General features: G+C 36.6%; 13 protein-coding genes. 7 read left to right on the top strand and 6 right to left on the bottom strand.

The annotated features are described in order from the left end of the window. The 3 genes from A6I66_RS08000 to A6I66_RS07990 all read left to right on the top strand — a co-directional run. Positions 1-2,862, top strand: a 2,862-nt coding sequence (locus tag A6I66_RS08000; RefSeq protein ID WP_157614138.1) for a T9SS type B sorting domain-containing protein, incomplete at its 5' end; no start/stop codon positions are given. 49 nt (positions 2,863-2,911) lie between these two features. Then, positions 2,912-3,829 carry a PorP/SprF family type IX secretion system membrane protein gene (locus A6I66_RS07995; protein ID WP_067147447.1) on the top strand — a complete coding sequence of 306 codons (918 nt, stop codon included), beginning with the start codon at positions 2,912-2,914 and terminating at the stop codon, positions 3,827-3,829. Positions 3,830-3,840: 11 nt separating this feature from the next. Further along, on the top strand, positions 3,841-5,838 hold the full coding sequence (locus A6I66_RS07990) for an OmpA family protein (RefSeq protein ID WP_067147444.1): 1,998 nt from the start codon (positions 3,841-3,843) through the stop codon (positions 5,836-5,838). A 76-nt stretch (positions 5,839-5,914) separates the two neighbouring features. Here A6I66_RS07990 and A6I66_RS07985 read toward each other — a convergent pair whose 3' ends face one another. The 3 genes from A6I66_RS07985 to ffh form a co-directional block, all read right to left on the bottom strand. After that, positions 5,915-6,790 (bottom strand): bifunctional 5,10-methylenetetrahydrofolate dehydrogenase/5,10-methenyltetrahydrofolate cyclohydrolase, encoded by an 876-nt coding sequence (locus tag A6I66_RS07985; RefSeq protein WP_067147442.1) that lies wholly within the window; start codon positions 6,788-6,790, stop codon positions 5,915-5,917. Between the two features lie 102 nt (positions 6,791-6,892). Then, entirely contained in the window at positions 6,893-7,267 is a 375-nt protein-coding gene (locus A6I66_RS07980; RefSeq protein ID WP_067147439.1) for a four helix bundle protein, read from the bottom strand. Between the two features lie 50 nt (positions 7,268-7,317). Further along, a complete protein-coding gene (gene ffh, locus A6I66_RS07975; RefSeq protein ID WP_067147436.1) occupies positions 7,318-8,646 on the bottom strand; it encodes a signal recognition particle protein in 1,329 nt (442 codons plus the stop codon). 312 nt (positions 8,647-8,958) lie between these two features. On the opposite strand from ffh, the gene A6I66_RS07970 reads away from it, so the two are divergent. The 3 genes from A6I66_RS07970 to A6I66_RS07960 are packed head-to-tail and all read left to right on the top strand — an operon-like array spanning position 8,959 to position 13,007. After that, positions 8,959-10,599: a DUF1800 domain-containing protein gene (locus A6I66_RS07970; RefSeq protein WP_084399565.1), complete on the top strand. Its 1,641-nt coding sequence runs from the start codon at positions 8,959-8,961 to the stop codon at positions 10,597-10,599. Positions 10,600-10,602: 3 nt separating this feature from the next. Then, a complete protein-coding gene (locus tag A6I66_RS07965) occupies positions 10,603-12,231 on the top strand; it encodes a DUF1501 domain-containing protein (protein ID WP_067147430.1) in 1,629 nt (542 codons plus the stop codon). Between the two features lie 17 nt (positions 12,232-12,248). Then, on the top strand, positions 12,249-13,007 hold the full coding sequence (locus A6I66_RS07960; RefSeq protein WP_157614136.1) for a DUF5050 domain-containing protein: 759 nt from the start codon (positions 12,249-12,251) through the stop codon (positions 13,005-13,007). On the opposite strand, the gene argS is transcribed toward A6I66_RS07960, so the two are convergent. Beyond that, positions 13,008-14,786, bottom strand: a complete 1,779-nt coding sequence (gene argS / locus A6I66_RS07955) for an arginine--tRNA ligase (protein WP_067147424.1) — start codon at positions 14,784-14,786, stop codon at positions 13,008-13,010. 412 nt (positions 14,787-15,198) lie between these two features. On the opposite strand from argS, the gene A6I66_RS07950 reads away from it, so the two are divergent. Beyond that, entirely contained in the window at positions 15,199-17,259 is a 2,061-nt protein-coding gene (locus A6I66_RS07950) for a tetratricopeptide repeat-containing sensor histidine kinase (protein WP_067147421.1), read from the top strand. A 9-nt stretch (positions 17,260-17,268) separates the two neighbouring features. Here A6I66_RS07950 and A6I66_RS07945 read toward each other — a convergent pair whose 3' ends face one another. Further along, a complete protein-coding gene (locus A6I66_RS07945) occupies positions 17,269-17,814 on the bottom strand; it encodes a cupin domain-containing protein (protein ID WP_067147418.1) in 546 nt (181 codons plus the stop codon). 100 nt (positions 17,815-17,914) lie between these two features. Continuing rightward, entirely contained in the window at positions 17,915-18,718 is an 804-nt protein-coding gene (locus A6I66_RS07940; protein ID WP_067147415.1) for a helix-turn-helix domain-containing protein, read from the bottom strand. Between the last annotated feature and the right edge of the window lie 57 nt (positions 18,719-18,775).

Raw genomic sequence — 18,775 nt, 5'->3', positions numbered from 1 at the left:
GCAGGAACAGTGGTTAATGGTGCTACAGAAACTTTATCAATCGTAGCTACTGTAAACCCAACTGGTGATTACACCAACATTGCTGAAGTATCGGCTTCTGATATTGCCGATGCAGATTCCACACCTGGTAACGGAGTTGATACTGAAGATGATTATGATAGTGTAACTATTACGCCTGTAGAAAACATCGCCGATTTATCACTTACTAAAACCGTAGTAGATGGTAACACAACGCCTTTAGCTGGAACACAAATTACCTTCCAAATTACGGTGACCAATGACGGTCCGCAGGATGCAACAGGGGTTGAAGTGACTGATTTACTTCCTAGTGGTTTTGATTTTGAAAACTTCAGTACGTCTTCTGGATCTTATAATGCATCAACCGGAATTTGGAACTTAGGACATATCGCCAATGGCGCTTCTGAAAGTTTATTAATTGATGTTAGAGTCAATACTTCGGGAGACTATTTAAACATAGCAGAGATTACATATTCTGATATCGCAGACTCAGATTCTACCCCTGGAAATGGTATCGATACAGAAGACGATCAAGACAGTATTCTTATAACACCGGTTATCGCCATGGCCGATTTATCTTTAACAAAAGAAGTTATTGGAGGAAACACATCGCCTTTAATTGGTTCACAAATCACTTTCCAAATTACGGTGACCAATGATGGACCAAACCTTGCTACTGGTGTTGAAGTGACCGATTTATTACCTAGCGGTTTTGATTATGTGCTGTTCAATTCCACTTCAGGAACTTATAATCAAGCCACAGGATTATGGTCTATTGGAGTTATCGCAAGCGGACGCTCACAAACCTTACTTATCGATGCCCGCGTTAATGCTCCGACTGGAGCAACAAACGAGCATTTAAATATCGCCGAAGTTTCCGCAAGCAACATGAACGACCCAGATTCAAGTCCTGGAAACGACGACGGTGACCAAAGTGAAGATGATGAGGATAGTGTATTAATTACGCCTATTGATAGAGTTGCCGATTTATCACTTTCTAAAACCGTAGTGAATAATAACACCTCCCCTATTGTAGGTTCTCAAATAACCTTTGAGATTGTTGTTAGTAATGACGGACCGAACATTGCAACAGGCGTGGAAGTGACCGATTTATTACCTTCTGGTTTTGACTATGTTCGATTTAGTGCTACTTCAGGAACCTATAATCAGTCAACCGGATTATGGACTGTAGGAGCAATTGCTACTGGCAGCTCGCAAACTTTATTAATTGATGCTAGAGTCAATACACCTACTGGAACCAACAATGAATTTTTCAATGTGGCCCAAGTCACAGCTTCAGATGTTGTAGATAGTGATTCTACTCCTAATAATGACGATGGCGATCAAAGTGAAGATGACGAAGACGCTGTACTTGTTACCCCTGTGGATATCGTTTCAGATTTATCACTTTCTAAAACTGTTGTTAATAACAACACGACGCCGAATGTTGGTGACCAAATCACCTTTGAAATCACTGTTTCTAACGACGGACCAAACATTGCTACCGGGGTTGAAGTGACCGACTTACTCCCTTCTGGTTTTAGCTATGCTTTATACAGCTCGACTTCGGGAACATACAATCCTACCTCAGGATTGTGGACTGTGGGCATTATTGCCAACGGAGGGTCGCAAACGCTATTAGTCAGTGCGGTTGTCAATACCCCAACGGGTACAACTAACGAGTACTTTAATGTTGCTCAAGTTACAGCTTCGGATCATAGAGACCCTGATTCTACGCCTGATAATGACGATGGCGATCAAAGTGAGGACGATGAGGATTCCATTTTAATCATGGCGGCATCAGCCGATTTAAGTTTAGTGAAATCAGTAAATAACTTAAACGCGAATGTTGATGAAACCATTGTTTTCTCATTACAGATTAATAACGACGGACCGAGCCCTGCAACAGGAGTTGCTGTTCAAGATATTTTACCTGTAGGTTACCGCGATATTTCAAATATTTCTAACGGCGGAACCATGATTAACAACATCATTAACTGGTCGAATTTAGATGTGCCTTTAAGCGGATTAACCCTAACTTTTGAAGCTACGGTGAATATGCCAAGTTTAGTAGATGGCGAATACCTCAACATCGCACAAATCACAGCAAGTGATCAATTCGATATCGATAGTACGCCAAACAATGATGATGGCGATCAAAGTGAAGATGATGAATCTAACGTTAGTATCAATGTTCCAATGACAGATATTGAGGTGCAAAAATCGGTTAGTATGGATACGCCTAATATTGGTGATGACATCATATTTACCATCACAGCCACTAATCTTGGAAATATTGATGCTACTACAGTAGAGATTATGGACATACTGCCAATGGGTTATCAGTATGAAAGTCATACAGTATCCTCGGGAACTTATGATCATACTTCAGGGTCTTGGTTAATCCCTACAGTGGTAACAGGAACATCAGAAACATTAAACATCACCGTAAGTGTTAAAGATGTTAATGATTATGTAAATATTGCCTCGCTTGAATTCTTAGATCAAATTGATTCTAACGATAGTAACAATACAGGCGAAGCCACTATTTCACCGTCTTGCTTAACTATTTACAATGAATTTTCACCAAATGGAAATGGTAAAAATGAATTCTTCCATATCGATTGTATTTCTAACTACCCAAATAATGCATTAGAAATTTACAACAGATGGGGGAACCTAGTTTACAGTAAAAAAGGTTACGACAACACGTTTAATGGTGAGTCGAATGGTCAATCGGTTTTCAAAAATGGTGAAGAGTTACCAGCAGGAACGTACTATTACATTCTTGATCTAGGTGATGGTTCAGAAAGAAAAGCGGGATGGTTATACTTAGCGCGATAATATTTACAAAACTTAAAATGGGATAAAGCCTCAAATAAAAAATCAAAATATGAAAATAAAGAATAAAATAATAATCAGCTTCTTAGTGTTCCTCGTGACACTAGGAAGCTTTGCTCAGCAAGATCCGCAATACACCGATTATATGTTTAACACAATGACGGTAAACTCTGCCTATGCCGGATCTAAAGGTCACCTTTCTATACTCGGTTTATATAGATCCCAATGGGTTGGACTGGATGGAGCTCCAAAAACAGAATCTTTTAGTGTCGACTCTCCTATTGGAAAAAACGTAGGATTAGGAGTTTCCATTGTGAATGACGAATTAGGACCTTCAGATCAATTTAACTTTGATGCTAATTTTTCATATACCTTAAATTTATCATATAACAAAAGGCTTTCTTTCGGAGTAAAAGCTGGTGGTAAATTTCTAAATATCGATTGGAGCAAAGGTTCCTTTCAGGAGAATGAAAACATTTTTCAAGATAATATAGACAATGAATTTTTACCAACTATTGGTGCTGGGATATATTTTCATACCGACAAAAGTTACTTGGGTTTATCCGTGCCTAACTTTTTAACCAATCAATATTATGATGGCGTGCAAAACGAGGTTGACACCGAAAAATTACACTTCTACCTTATTGGTGGGTATGTATTTGATCTGAGCCATAGCGTAAAATTTAAACCTGCCTTTTTAGGGAAATTCGTAGTAGGCGCTCCTGTTATTGTAGATTTATCTGCCAATTTCTTATTTCATGAAGTGTTTCGCGCAGGTGTCGCCTACCGCTGGAACGACTCGGTTAGTGCCTTGGTTGGCATGCAAATAACACCAAGACTTATGGTTGGTTATGCCTACGATTATACCACGACGCCTTTACAAGATTTTAATACCGGAACTCATGAAATCATGCTACGCTTCGATTTAATATCTAGTGAAAAGCAATTAAAATCCCCTCGATTCTTTTAAAATTCTGCTACATGAAAAAAATAATTACACTATTCATATTATGTTCCCTCACAGCTGCTTCCGCACAAAACAGTTCCACCGAACGAGCCGACCGCTTATTTGATAAGTTGTGGTATAAAGAAGCTGCTGTCTTATATGAGAATGAGGTGAAAAAATTAGAAAACGGCAAACCTATAGTCTCTCAGGAACAGCGTCAAGAATATTTCAGGGTTTTGAAAAGAGCCGGTGATTCGTATTATTTTAACACCGATATGGAAAACGCATATCGTTTTTATGATAAACTCGTATCACAATTTAATACCGAAATCCCAGCCGAATATCTTTTTAGATATGTGCACACCCTGGAAGGCACCGATAAATACCGTGATGCTAAATATTGGATGAAGGAATTTGCAAACCGTACCCAAAACAGCGATATGCGATCTGAAGAGTTTAGTCAAACCAAATTAAAAATTGAAGACCTTCTCGCTCTAGAACCTAGGTTTCTACTTAAGAACCTGTCTTTGAATACTAGGTATTCCGATTTTGGAGCTATGTACTACAATGGGCAGCTGGTCTATTCTTCTGTAGACTCCTCCTATTTTCACACCAGACTGTACCAATGGAACAAGCAACCTTACCTAAACTTTTTTATAGGAAACTTAGACGGTATGGAGTCTGACGCTACCCAAGTTGGCGAGTTTTCAAAAGAAATAAATACAAAATACCATGAAGCCTCTTTAGCATTTTCGCCAGACCAATCGGTTGTTTATTTCACTAGAAACAATTACAATGGCAAATTAGGTCGTGACGGTAAAGGCACAAATAACTTAAAACTTTACCGCGCCGAGCGTTCTACTGGTAAAGACAGCAGTTATGCATGGCATAATATAAAAGAACTCCCTTTTAATGACGATAGCTACTCTGTAGGACACCCTTCTGTAAGCCCAGATGGTAAGCAACTCTATTTTGTGTCAGACATGCCAGGTTCTATAGGTGAAACCGATATTTTCATTGTTGACATTTTAGGTGATAACGGAAATATTGACTATTCTAAACCAAGAAATTTAGGTGACAATATAAACACAACGGGTAGAGAAATGTTTCCTTTTGTTACTGAAAAAGCACTGTATTTTGCTTCCGATGGCCATTTAGGGCTTGGAGGTCTTGATGTTTTTGAAAGCAAGATTCAAGACAGCATTTTTGAAAAACCTAGCAACTTAGGCGCTCCTTTAAATAGTGATTTAGATGATTTTGCCTTTATTGTGAATGAAGAAAAAAATAAAGGTTTCGTTTCATCCAACCGATTATCAGGGAAAGGTGACGACGACATTTATTCGTTTATCCGTGAAAATATAAATTGTGAACAACGCATCCGTGGTCATGTTTCTAATACGGTTACAGGGGAAACCATTAGCAATGCCAAACTGGTATTATGTGGGGAGAATGGAAAAATAATAGATTCTACACTTTCAGATATAAACGGTAGATATAATTTTAATAGGATTTTACCTTGTGCTGCACATTTCAACATCGAAGTCTCTAAAGAAGACTACGACCCTAAAGATAAAGCTGTAATCACCCTAGCACAATCTGGTGAAACAGTGGTGCCTTTAGGTTTAGCACATAAATTAATTGTAGAAGAAGATGGCCTACAAAAAATTAAGATTAATAACATCTATTTTGATTTAGATAAATCGGATATAAAACCTGGGCAAGCTACAGAGGAACTTAATAAAGTTGTTAAGATCATGAATGAGTACCCAGATATGCATATCAAAATTGAATCGCATACCGATTCCCGTGCCAGCGATGCTTATAACCTAGCGCTATCCGACCGACGCGCTAAATCGACCCGAGATTATATCATTTCTCAAGGCATTGCGAGCGACCGCATAGAAAGTGCCATTGGATATGGTGAAACTAGATTGCTTAATCATTGTTCCAATGGTGTAAAATGTACACCTGAAGAACATCGTATGAACAGAAGATCTGAATTTATCATCTTAAAGAAAATCACACAAGAATAAAATCATCCAACAACCGGTCATAAAAAAAGCCTTCTAAAATTAATTTAGAAGGCTTTTTAATATATAATAATATGTACTAGCTACGAATATCTCGGGCTAGTAAGGTATTTTTAAGAAGCATCGCAATAGTCATTGGTCCTACCCCACCAGGCACAGGCGTGATATAGCTTGCTTTCGGGCTCACACTTTCAAAGTCAACATCACCAGCCAATCTATACCCTCTTTCTTTAGTTTCATCTGGTACACGCGTGATTCCAACATCAATAATTACAACACCATCTTTCACCATGTCTCCTTTTAAGAATTCTGAAATTCCTATAGCAGCAACAATAATATCGGCTTGTTTCGTAATTTCGGCAAGATCTTTAGTACGACTATGAACTACAGTTACCGTAGCATCACCAGCCTTACGTTTCTGACTCATTAGAATACTCATCGGGCGACCAACGATATGGCTACGTCCCATTACCACCACGTTTTTCCCTGAAGTTTCAACCTCATAACGTTCTAGAAGCTCTAAAATTCCATAAGGTGTTGCAGGTAAAAAGCTTGGTAAATCTAAAGCCATTTTCCCAACGTTTGTAGGATGAAATCCATCTACATCCTTATCAGCATCAACAGCCATTAAAACTTTTTGCTCATCGATATGTTTTGGTAAAGGCAATTGCACGATAAAACCATCGATATCTGGATTCGTATTTAACTCCTGAATTTTCTCTAATAAAACAGCCTCAGTTGTTTCATCTGGCAAATCAATTAATGTCGAGTTAAAACCAATTTTCTCACAGGCTTTAACCTTAGCGTTAACATAGGTCATACTTGCGCCGTCGGTTCCAACCAATATCGCTGCTAAATGCGGTACTTTTTCACCCTTGGCTTTAATTTGTTTAACCTCAGCGGCAATTTCTTCCTTAATATCGTTACTAACTTTTTTTCCGTCTAAAATGATCATCTTATATAAGTTTTCAGTCGCAGTTTTCAGTCTCAGAGCTTACTCTTGCGGTCAATTAGTTTTCAGTCGCAGTTTTCAGCTGCAAAACCTACTCTTGCTTTTTTATTGTTCTACTTTTACTCCGAATTTTTCTGGATTATTAATCATATAATTGATCAATTTTCCTATTTCTTTTCCTTGTTCCGAAAATTTAGAATAATTTTCAGATGATATATATTGACAGGCTAATGCAAATTCTAGCCATGTATTAGTTTCAGAATTTTCAGCATCAGCATCTGTTAACTTACTTATAAAATGCTTTGGATACACTCTTTTCCTATAAGCTTCAGAAATATTAGCAGATACAGAACGTGAACTTCTTCTTATTTGATCTGTTAACGAATATGTTTCTTCTTTAGGAAACGATTTTGATATTTCAAAAATAGACATTGCTAGCTCGAATGATTTTTGATAAGCTAATAGTTTTTTGAAATCCATTAAAGTCTAATTTATGGAACTGATAACTGAAACTGTATACTGAGACTCACTTATCTCATATTCTTCATCATCTGCATCATCTTTTTGCCGCCACCACCTTGCATCATTTTCATCATTTTGCTCATTTGGTTGAATTGCTTTAAAAGTTGATTCACTTCTTGTACCGAAGTTCCGGACCCTTTACCAATACGCTTCTTTCTACTGGCGTTGATAATACTTGGGTTGGTACGTTCCTTCGGAGTCATGGAATGGATAATGGCTTCAATACCTTTAAAGGCATCGTCATCAATATCGATATCTTTCATCATTTTTCCAGCACCAGGAATCATTCCCATAAGGTCCTTCATGTTACCCATTTTCTTGATCTGCTGAATCTGACTTAAGAAATCATCAAAACCGAATTGATTTTTAGCAATTTTCTTTTGAAGTTTTCTTGCTTCCTCTTCATCAAACTGTTCTTGAGCACGTTCTACTAAGGATACCACATCCCCCATACCAAGAATACGATCGGCCATACGTGATGGGTAAAACACATCGATGGCTTCCATTTTTTCACCAGTACCAATAAACTTAATAGGTTTATTAACAACAGATTTAATAGAAATAGCGGCACCACCACGAGTATCACCATCTAATTTAGTAAGGATAACCCCATCAAAATTCAAGACATCGTTAAAGGCTTTCGCTGTATTAACAGCATCTTGCCCTGTCATAGAATCCACTACAAACAAAGTTTCTTGTGGCTGAATGGCTTTATGGATGTTCGATATTTCGGTCATCATCGCCTCATCAACAGCTAAACGACCAGCGGTATCTATAATAACAACATTATGCCCGTTTGCCTTAGCATGCGCGATCGCAGCTTGTGAAATCGCAACAGGATCGTTATTGCCTTTATCACTAAAAACCTCAACACCAATTTGCTCTCCTACAACATGCAATTGGTCGATCGCAGCTGGACGATACACATCACAAGCTACTAATAATGGTTTTTTAGTCTTTTTATTTTTAAGATAATTAGCAAGCTTACCAGAGAAGGTTGTTTTACCAGACCCCTGTAAACCAGACATTAAAATCACACTTGGTGTACCAGAAAGGTTAATCCCTGCAGCATCTCCACCCATAAGTTGGGTAAGCTCATCTTTTACAATTTTAACCATTAACTGCCCTGGTTGCAGGGTTGTTAATACGTCTTGCCCTAGCGCTTTCTCTTTTACCGTATTTGTAAATTGCTTTGCAATTTTAAAATTAACATCGGCATCTAATAAGGCACGTCTAACTTCTTTTAAAGTTTCGGCTACGTTAACTTCGGTTATACTACCATGTCCTTTAAGAACGTGTAAGGCTTTATCTAATTTATCACTTAAATTATTAAACATATGACTCTCGAAATTTTAAGAACTGCAAATTTAGTAATTTGATGTGTAATTATAGAAGCTTGAAGTCCTAAAGTGTATAAAAAGACGTATTTAGAAAAATCAAGGGACTTTTGATTTATTTTAAAAGAAAAATCCTACTTATTTATTACTGTAACATATCAATAACCAATCGAACCACTAAAATAAACCATGAAAAATTACGTTTTCATAGACAATGCGCCAAAAAATCAGTTTAATGGCAATACTTTGTAAATAAAAAACTACCTTAGACCATTAAATTCAATACTTACATTTTATAAAAGATGAAAACTTATGGCGTCCCTAAATCCGCTAAACAGTAATCTAGACCAAAGAAAAGCCAAGCATCTACTTCGGCGATCTACTTTTAATTATACTAAAAATCAAATTGATGCATTTACTGGTATGACACCAGCTAATGTTATTGATAAACTCATAATGCCCACAACCAATGCCTTAGCCGAGCCTTATGATCCACTTCCTATGGACAACCCAGATGGATTTTGGACTTCAGCTACAACGGCAACAGATGAATTTGAAAATGAAAGGCGAAAACGAGGTTTGGTCGCTGGTTGGTGGTGGTACAACGCCGTAAGCGAAACGAGCTTAAAACACAAACTATCCTTCTTCCTGCATACCTGCTTTAATGTAGCCAAAGATGATGGCGCAGGCCCTTCATCTTTTTACTATGACTACCTCAGGCTACTGGACTTCTATGCTTATGGAAACCTTAAAACCTTAGCCAAAAAGATTACGATGGATAATGCCATGTTGGTTTATCTGGATAATACGAGAAATAATAAAAACAACCCTAACGAGAATTATGCTCGTGAGTTTTTCGAATTGTTTACAATTTTGGAAGGCGAACAAGTTGGTGAAGGCAATTACACGAATTACACAGAAGAAGACATTCAACAAGCCACTAGAGTATTTTCTGGTTATAAAGTTGATGAAACTCGAAGTTTTATAGACCCAGACACCGGAATTCCGACGGGATATATTGATTTTGAATTACACGATCCCGACAATAAAACCTTTAGTCCAGCATTCAACAACACTACCATTACAGGGCAAGGCACGCCAACAGAAATCTTAAGTGAATTAAGTGAATTTGTAGATATGGTGTTTGCTCAACCAGAGACAGCAAAATCATATTGCAGAAAACTATATCGTTATTTTGTAAAAAGCACCTGGAACGAAGAGGTTGAAAACGACATTATTACGCCATTAGCACTGCAATTAATTGCTAATGATTACGATATTATTCCTGTGGTAAAAACATTACTATCGAGTGAACACTTTTTTGATTCGGACGACAGCAACAATCAGGATGAAATTATTGGAAGTATTATTAAAAGTCCGCTGCAATTATTATCTGAAATATGCACCGTTTTTCAAGTCACATTTCCCGATCCTACAACAAATTCGTTAACCTATTACAACGAATTTTTCTACAAGTTTATTCATAATAATTATTTCGTTTTTTCAGGCACCAATTTATTTAGCCCTGAAGAAGTTGCCGGATACCCCGCATATTACCAAGAGCCGCACTACGATCGCAATTGGTTTTCTTCAAATACCATTATTGGTCGTTACCGACTTATTGAAAGTCTTATTGCGGGAGAAAACACTATTGGTAACGGAGCCATATACGCCTCTTTAGATACGGTTTTATTTGTTAAAAACAACCTTCCAAACGCGAGTGACCCGAATTTATTGATCACCGAAATGGCCGACCTTTTATATCCCGAATCCATAGATAGTGATCGCACCAATTATTTTAAAAGCTATTTGGTTGACGAAGGTTTTCCTGATTACTACTGGTCGGGTGCTTGGAATAAATATTTGAGCTCCAACGACGCAACAACCGTAAAAACCAGATTAGACGCCTTAGTTATCGCTATGGTAAATGCTGCCGAATTTCAATTAATGTAAAGTATGAACAGACGTAATTTTATAAAACTGTCCGCTTCAGCATCAGTAATAGGACTAACCCCACTGCAATTACAAGCCGCTTTAAAAACATTTACGCCTTATTTTGATTGTCCAGATATTTCTAATCGAAAACTGGTATTGATTAATTTAGCTGGAGGTAATGATGGATTAAATACTGTAATTCCATTAAACCAATACGATGCATATAGTAATTTACGCCCCACTATAAAGGTACCCATTTCGGGAACTAATAAGTTCATCACGCTTGATAGCTCATTACCCGAAAATCAACAGGTAGGCTTACACCCTGCCCTTTCAGGTATGAAGTCGCTATACGACAAAGGATGGCTACGTGTTCTACAATCTGTAGGATACCCGAGTCAAAATAAAAGCCACTTTTCCTCAGCCGATCTCTATTCAACAGGAAACGATGGTAATAGTTTACTTAATGGTAGTGATACCGGGTGGATTGGCCGTTTTATGGAGCGGTATTACGACAATTTAGTTGTAGAGCCATTTCCTTTAGGGATACAAATTGGTTCCAATAAAACATCCTTAGGGTTTCATGGTGAAGAAGCCCATGGTTTATCCATTAACCTTACAAGGCAGGATCCTGCTGGTTTTTATTCCATATTAAATGGCTTAGGTGGCCCACCGCCGTTAAATATTCCAGATTCCGATTACGGTGACCAATTAAGGTATTTAACCAATACCGATTCCTTAACCAACACCTATGCACAATCCATTTCTAATGCCTTTCAAAAAGGAAAGAATAATATCAGTTATCCGGATACCGATTTATCAAACCAATTAAAAACAGTGGCGCGATTGATGAGTGGCGACCTGGAAACGAAAGTTTATATGGTACGTATTTCTGGTTTCGACACACACGATTCGCAAGTTCAAGATTTAGGTAATGTTATCGGGAAACACCATGAATTATTATCCAGTCTTTCGGATAGTATTGAAGCTTTTATAACCGATTTAGAATCACAAAACCTTGCTGAAGATGTGGTAGGATTAACCTTTTCTGAGTTTGGAAGAAAAGTAAAAGAAAATGGTAATTTAGGAACAGACCATGGTGAAATTGCCCCCATGTTTGTTTTCGGGAAACCAGTAAAAGGAGGTGTCTCTGGTACAAATCCAGATTTAAGTGAAGCTACAGATCGTAATAACTTCCAAATAAAAACCGTGCAATATGATTACCGACAAACCTTTGCGACGCTTCTTCAAGATTTTATTGGTGCTGATAATGCTATAATCGATGCCACCTTTTTTAACAACTCACTTAACCAAAGTTTTAACGACTTAAAAATAGACGACCTTGTAAAGAGTGTTTACAATGTATCCAATGGTTGTGTTCCTATTACGAACAATCCATTAGGAGAAGACAAAAAATGGTTAGTCTATCCAAACCCATTTAAAGACATTGTCCATATTACAGGTGTACAGCGTGTAGAAACAATTTCATACCGTATTTACAATGCTGCTGGAGTTTTATTAATTGAAAGCACAGACCTTGTAGATGAAGGTAAAATAACTCTAAACTTAAGACATTTTAGTAGTGGCATGTACTTGTTTGTTATACTTTCTGGTAGCGAAAAAGAAGTCCATAAAGTCGTTAAAATATAAATTTAAGAATAGCCTACATGAAAATTTTTAAGATAATAATCCCTTTTACACTGTTGGTGATTTTATGCTCTAGCTGTAATAGAAATGTCCCTGATGACTTGGAAGGACAAGGAAGTGACATGCATTTAACGGCCACCTATAAATGGTGGATTTTAACACATAAAAACTATCAAAAACCAGGTATTTACCTTTATAACGAACAAACTGGCGCCATAGAAGTGGAACTAAAACTTCCTAAAGGGTTACAGTCACCACATGCTTTGGCCTACGACGGCGCGTCACTTTGGGTTGGCGGCATTGGTGAGAACGAATCCATTTATCAGCTCGATCCTGTAAGCGGCGATGTGCTATCTGAAATCCCAAATATTATTACTGAAGGTCTAGCCATACAAGATGAATACATTTATTATTCGAGTGAGAATGCCATACATAAAATTATGAAAAATGGCACCGTAGTAGAAAGTATTCAAACTGAAAACACAGCTTTAAATATTTCGGATATTGCCATTAGCGAGAACTTGCTATATTATTTGCGTTATGCTGAAACGGGACCCATTGTTAAACTGAATTTAACTTCAAAATCTGAAACTCCTATAAACACCGTAGAAACCTCTGGCACCTATTGTTTATCATTTGTAGAAAACAAACTCGTTACGGTATCTAACCTTAATGAAATTAACCAAAACAGCTCACGAACAGGCGAACTTATTTCGAGTACTCCAACCGGAATTGAAGGTTGGATAACCGCCATAGCCCTCCATGAGAAAATAGAGTAATTACATGCGTTCTGGCACTTGAATCCCTAACAGATGAAATCCGTTTTTAATAGTATTAGCAACGCTATTTGACAATTGGATTCTAAGGGTTTTCTCGTTTTCGTTATCGGCTCCTAAAATTGAAACGTTTTGATAAAATGAATTGAACTCTTTAACCAAGTCATATGTGAAATTAGCAATAATGGCTGGGCTATAATTATCGGCTGCATTTTGAACAACTTCAGGGAATAACTGTAGTTGTTTAAGAAGGGCTTTCTCTTTAGCGTGTAGCGTCATATCTTCTAAATTCAGTTGAGTATCCACATCGGCTTTTCTTAAAATCGATTGAATTCTCGCATAGGTATACTGAATAAAAGGCCCTGTGTTCCCTTGAAAATCGATAGACTCTTTTGGGTCAAAAAGAATACGTTTTTTAGGGTCTACTTTTAAGATATAATATTTTAAAGCGCCTAAGCCTATAATTTTATAAAGCTCTTTTTTCTCTGCTTCAGAGTAACCATCTAGTTTTCCTAATTCTTCAGAGATTTCTTCGGCAGTATTAGCCATATCAGCAATTAAATCGTCGGCATCAACAACAGTTCCTTCTCTACTTTTCATTTTTCCGCTAGGTAAATCAACCATACCATAACTTAGATGGTATAGATTTTTTGCCCATTCGAAACCAAGTTTCTTCAGAATTAAAAATAACACTTGAAAATGGTAATCTTGCTCGTTTCCAACGGTGTAAACCATACCGCCTACATCTGGAAAATCTTTTATACGTTGAATGGCCGTACCAATATCCTGAGTCATGTAAACTGCCGTACCATCGGCACGCTGAACGATTTTTTTATCCAAACCTTCATCGGTTAAATCGCACCATACAGAACCATCTTCTTCCTTATGAAAAACGCCCGAATTTAATCCTTGTTCAACAAATTCCTTTCCTAATAAATAGGTGTTACTTTCATAATATAGGCTATCAAAATCAACACCTAAATCTTTGTATGTGATATCAAATCCATCATAAACCCAGTTGTTCATTTTTTCCCAAAGCGCTACCACCTCTTCATCTCCAGACTCCCATTTTAAAAGCATGTCTTGAGCTTCTAATAAAATAGGAGCTTTCTTTTTAGCGTCTTCTAAAGTTTCACCTTGAGCCACTAAAGTTTCGATTTCCTTTTTATATTCTTGGTCGAATTTCACATAGTAGTTCCCTACTAATTTATCGCCTTTCAACCCGGTACTTTCTGGAGTTTCACCATTTCCAAAACGATTCCATGCCAACATACTTTTACAAATATGAATACCACGATCGTTTATAATTTGTGTTTTATATACTTTTTTTCCTGAAGCTTTTAAAATTTCAGCAACACTATACCCTAATAAATTATTTCGAATATGACCTAAATGCAGTGGTTTATTGGTATTAGGAGAAGAATACTCCACCATTATAGCTTTCTCGTCAGGATTAGGTAAAACCAGTCCGAAACGTTCGTCTTGTTTTATACCGTTGAAAAAACTCATATAATATGAATCGTTAATTTCAACATTTAAAAACCCTTTAACCACATTAAAAGCCTTAACATCGGCAACTTCCTTAACCAGATACTGCCCAATAGTTTCACCTATTTGCACAGGATTACCTTTAATAAATCTCAACATCGGAAAGATAACTACGGTGATATCTCCAGCAAACTCTTTTCTTGTTGCTTGAAATTCAACCGTTTCTAAGTCAATATTAAAATCTGCTTTTACCGCTTGTTTAACGTATTTTGATAAAGTATCCTGAAGGTTCATTCTAGTGTCTTTTTAAGCCAGCAAAGATAGCAAGTTTTTCTGCTAAAAACGAAAAACCTTCCCATACAAAAATGAGACCCTAACATCTACAACTGCCACATCGTGCCACGGTATAAAACAGCTTACATTTTTTATATTTCTTACAACTTATGTACTAAATTTTCGACCATTTATATATGAAAAAGGATTAAATATCAAGTTATCATCCACTTCAACTAATTATTTGGTAATAAATCCTAAAAATTAGATTTTAAGAACCCTTTTTGCAACATTTGTTAAGTAAAGCTATTATTATCAATTGATTGAAAATCAATGTAAATTTTTTACAATTACAGCTAAATAAAGCTGTCTTATTTTCCTCAAATCTAAGACCTCGTTTATAGCATTATTTTAGTGGTAATTGACATGCAATATGAGGCGATTATTATTTTCCATTTTAATGATGCTATCTATTAGTATTGGAACTTCTCAATCCAATGACATAGAAAGTCTTGCCCTGCAATTAGCTTTTCAAGATCAAGATTCCTTAAAAGTAGACATCTCGCTTAAACTCGTTGAATCGCTTTACGATATTAACGCATATGACCGTGCCTTCAAATACATCCTTGCGAGCGAAAAGTTGTGTCAAAAATTAGATCACAAAAAAGGCATTGCCAATATGGCCTATTATAAAGCCTTGATTTATGCCCAAAAGAACGATTATATCAATGCCATAAGTGGCTACGAAAAATCGAAACAATTATTCGAAGGCCTTAAAGACACCTTGGGCATTGCTAAAGTGAACAACAGTATTGGATTAATCGAAATTAAAAGGGGTCATTTTTCTAAAGGCATGTCTTTTTCGCATTCAGCTATAAGAGAATTAGAAAAAAGGCATCTCAAAGCCGAACTCAATTTAGCTTACAGCAATCTGGCCCAGGCCTACAATAGTATTGGAGCTACCGACAAAGCCATCGAATTTTATATAAAAACACTAGAAGTTCAGGAGTCACTTAACGATGAACAGGCTATCTATAAAACAAAAAGCACTTTAGCCGAACTGTATGCTAGCAGAAAAGAGCATCGAAAAGCTATAGAAATTTACGAAAATATTATAGACAACCACAGCTCCAACGATTCCATTTTAGGGCACATTTACCCCAGAATAAGCGCTGAATACCTTGAATTTAACGACTATGAAAAAGCCTCAAAATATCTGAATGAAGCTTATGCCATCAATACCTCAAAAGAAAACAAGGAAGATTTATTAATAACATTGAATAACCTTGGGGATTTAAATTTGAGACAAAACAAGTTATCGGAAGCAGATACCCATTTAACAGAAGCGCGTAACGCGGCTGAAACTACCACAAATGAATTTGAATTACTGAAACTTTATAAACTATTAAAAGCTCTCGATTCTACCAGAAACCGATTCACCAAAGCTTTTGAATGGCAGCGAGCTTACTATGAATTAAATGCTAAACTTAACGAAGAAAAAGCCATCCAAAAAGAACGTTTATACAAACCTTTAAGCCATATCGAACATGAACCGCACAGCTTAGTTGAGAATATTTCAACACCTGAGGTTGTTGTAAGCATGCTTTCTGAATCTAAAGAAAACACCGAAAGACTTAAAATGTCTTTATACAGTGTGGTCGGCGCCTTAGTATTGGTGTCTATATTTTTAGTGTTCTCCTATTTGAAACGAAATAACAACATTAAATACACTCAAGAGTTAGAAGAGAAAAACCTTAGCATTGCCTTACAAAACGAAGCCTTTTCCCAACAAACTAAACATTTAGAAAGTGTTAATAATGTAAAAGACAAGCTCTTTTCTATTGTTTCTCACGATTTACGCGACTCACTTTCATCTATAAATGGTTTCATTGACTTACTTAAAGACGGTTCGTTGTCCCGGGAAGAATTTGACAATTTAATTCCGGAGTTGAGTGAAAATGCCAACAATGCTTCTTTACTCCTTTTTAACTTACTCAATTGGTCTAAATCTCAGATGCAATCACTAGACCCTAAACCTACTTTGTTTGATGTTCAAGAAGTTTTTAATAGTAAAATTAAACTTATAGAACAGCGCTTGGAAAACAAAGGCATAACTCTCGTTAATCGTTCTATAAAAGATTTTGCTTACGCAGATAAAAGCATGATTGAAATTGTAATTCAGAACCTATTGGCTAATGCCCTTAAATTCTGCAAAAAAGGCGATACAATAACTATAACCAATCACATCAACAATGGATGTTGCATTATCAGTATTGCAGACTCTGGCGTTGGCATCTCCAAAGAAAACTTAAGCAAGCTTTTTAAGGAAAGTTCATTCTCTACCTTAGGAACCGATAATGAAAAAGGCACCGGATTAGGACTTTCCATTTGTAAAGAATTAATCGATTTAAATCATGGCAAAATTTGGGTAGAAAGTACACCACAAATTGGGAGTACCTTTTTTGTACAACTTCCTAAATCGCAACCCGTATAACTTCAATTTTTAAACAAAGTAAACTTCATAGTTGGCACAGATTTCTGCTACTTTTTCAAAATTTGGTGGTCCTGGAGGTAAGTCTGCAAGTTCCTGAAACATAAACTCAATGCCTGCAGGAAAAGCCGATGTAATCATTTTAGCCTTTTCTGTCCCGACAACCTTCCATGAATGAGGTATATTTTTTGGTGCAAAAGCCGTATCTCCAGAACTTAATACTGAAGTTTTACCATCTACGGTAATTTCAACTTGACCTTGAATAACACGAAATATCTCATCTTCCCTGTTATGGGTGTGCGGAGGAATACCTACTCCAGGTTCGACGTTATCCACCCATTCAACAATTTGATTTCCTGTATCGCTACCTGTTAATTTATGCGTTTGAATATCACCAATCACATTTAAAACCACTCCTTCTTCATCCTTAATAATTTTAGATGGGACAGGGGTAACTTGATTCGTTTTAAGGGTTTGAGATTGGCATTGTACCAAACTTGGAAATAAGGCAAATCCTAGACCTGCCCCCGATTTCACTAAAAATGCTTTTCTTTTCATAACTCTAATTTTATTGCAAATTAGAATTAAAATAGAGCCATAGCAATGTGAAAATCACGGTAAATACTTAGAATTTAGGCGTAACACTTTATGCTTAGCCTTAGCTTTTTCTTAAAGCTGAAGGTGTTGTTGCCGTATGAGTTTTAAAAAAACAACTAAAGTAGTCTGGAGAAGAAAAGCCTAATTCAAAACTAATTTCTTTAATCGATTTATTAGAAAATTTTAGGGCGTGCCGAGAGCGCATAAGCAATTGTTCGATAATAATATGCTTGGCCCCTACTCCAAGAACGCCTTTCACACATTCGTTAAGATACTTTGGAGAAATATTTAGAAGTTGAGCGTACTCGGCAACATCATGATATTTGAAAATATACTTATCCACCATTTTTTTATAACTATACACCACATTAGCTTTAGCATTGTTATTAGAAATCGCAGATTTAATATTGCACTGCCCGTCGCAATACACAAAAAAGGTATTCAATAAGGAAAGAATGGCTTCATTTTTATGGTTGAGTTGGGAACCTAAAAGCTCGTCAATCATTTCTAGAATGGCTTGAGTACGCAACTCAATTCCAGGGCTTAGTTTAAACAAAGGTATTTCTCCCTGACTAAAGAGTCTTACTTGATTAATATGAAGATTACTAAGTTGTGGATGATTTAAAATTTCTCTGGACAAATAAAGCATATAACCCGCATGCGAAGTTTGGTCAGTTTTAATGATTTTCCAGTGACAATTGGGGGTTAAGAAAAAGATAGAATTGGATACATTTTCATAGAAAACGTTATCTATTTCAACATCCATCACTTCATTTTTAATCCAGCATACCGCATAACTATCTGGCTGCTGTGAAGTGGTTATAGCATTGGTTATCTTTGATATGTTTACTGCTCCTGCTTTCATCTAAAAACTTAACAACCTGTTTTAAAAACAGTTATAAGTTCTAATATATGAAAAACA

The organism is Pseudotamlana agarivorans (assembly GCF_001642835.1).
GTDB classification, from domain to species: domain Bacteria; phylum Bacteroidota; class Bacteroidia; order Flavobacteriales; family Flavobacteriaceae; genus Pseudotamlana; species Pseudotamlana agarivorans.
This window is presented reverse-complemented; position numbering and strand designations above follow the sequence as displayed.

Coding starts and splice junctions, on each gene's coding strand:
- A6I66_RS07995 (WP_067147447.1), top strand. CDS start 2,912: ATGAAAATAAAGAATAAAATAATAATCAGCTTCTTAGTGTTCCTCGTG.
- A6I66_RS07990 (WP_067147444.1), top strand. CDS start 3,841: ATGAAAAAAATAATTACACTATTCATATTATGTTCCCTCACAGCTGCT.
- A6I66_RS07985 (WP_067147442.1), bottom strand. CDS start 6,790: ATGATCATTTTAGACGGAAAAAAAGTTAGTAACGATATTAAGGAAGAA.
- A6I66_RS07980 (WP_067147439.1), bottom strand. CDS start 7,267: ATGGATTTCAAAAAACTATTAGCTTATCAAAAATCATTCGAGCTAGCA.
- ffh (WP_067147436.1), bottom strand. CDS start 8,646: ATGTTTAATAATTTAAGTGATAAATTAGATAAAGCCTTACACGTTCTT.
- A6I66_RS07970 (WP_084399565.1), top strand. CDS start 8,959: ATGGCGTCCCTAAATCCGCTAAACAGTAATCTAGACCAAAGAAAAGCC.
- A6I66_RS07965 (WP_067147430.1), top strand. CDS start 10,603: ATGAACAGACGTAATTTTATAAAACTGTCCGCTTCAGCATCAGTAATA.
- A6I66_RS07960 (WP_157614136.1), top strand. CDS start 12,249: ATGAAAATTTTTAAGATAATAATCCCTTTTACACTGTTGGTGATTTTA.
- argS (WP_067147424.1), bottom strand. CDS start 14,786: ATGAACCTTCAGGATACTTTATCAAAATACGTTAAACAAGCGGTAAAA.
- A6I66_RS07950 (WP_067147421.1), top strand. CDS start 15,199: ATGAGGCGATTATTATTTTCCATTTTAATGATGCTATCTATTAGTATT.
- A6I66_RS07945 (WP_067147418.1), bottom strand. CDS start 17,814: ATGAAAAGAAAAGCATTTTTAGTGAAATCGGGGGCAGGTCTAGGATTT.
- A6I66_RS07940 (WP_067147415.1), bottom strand. CDS start 18,718: ATGAAAGCAGGAGCAGTAAACATATCAAAGATAACCAATGCTATAACC.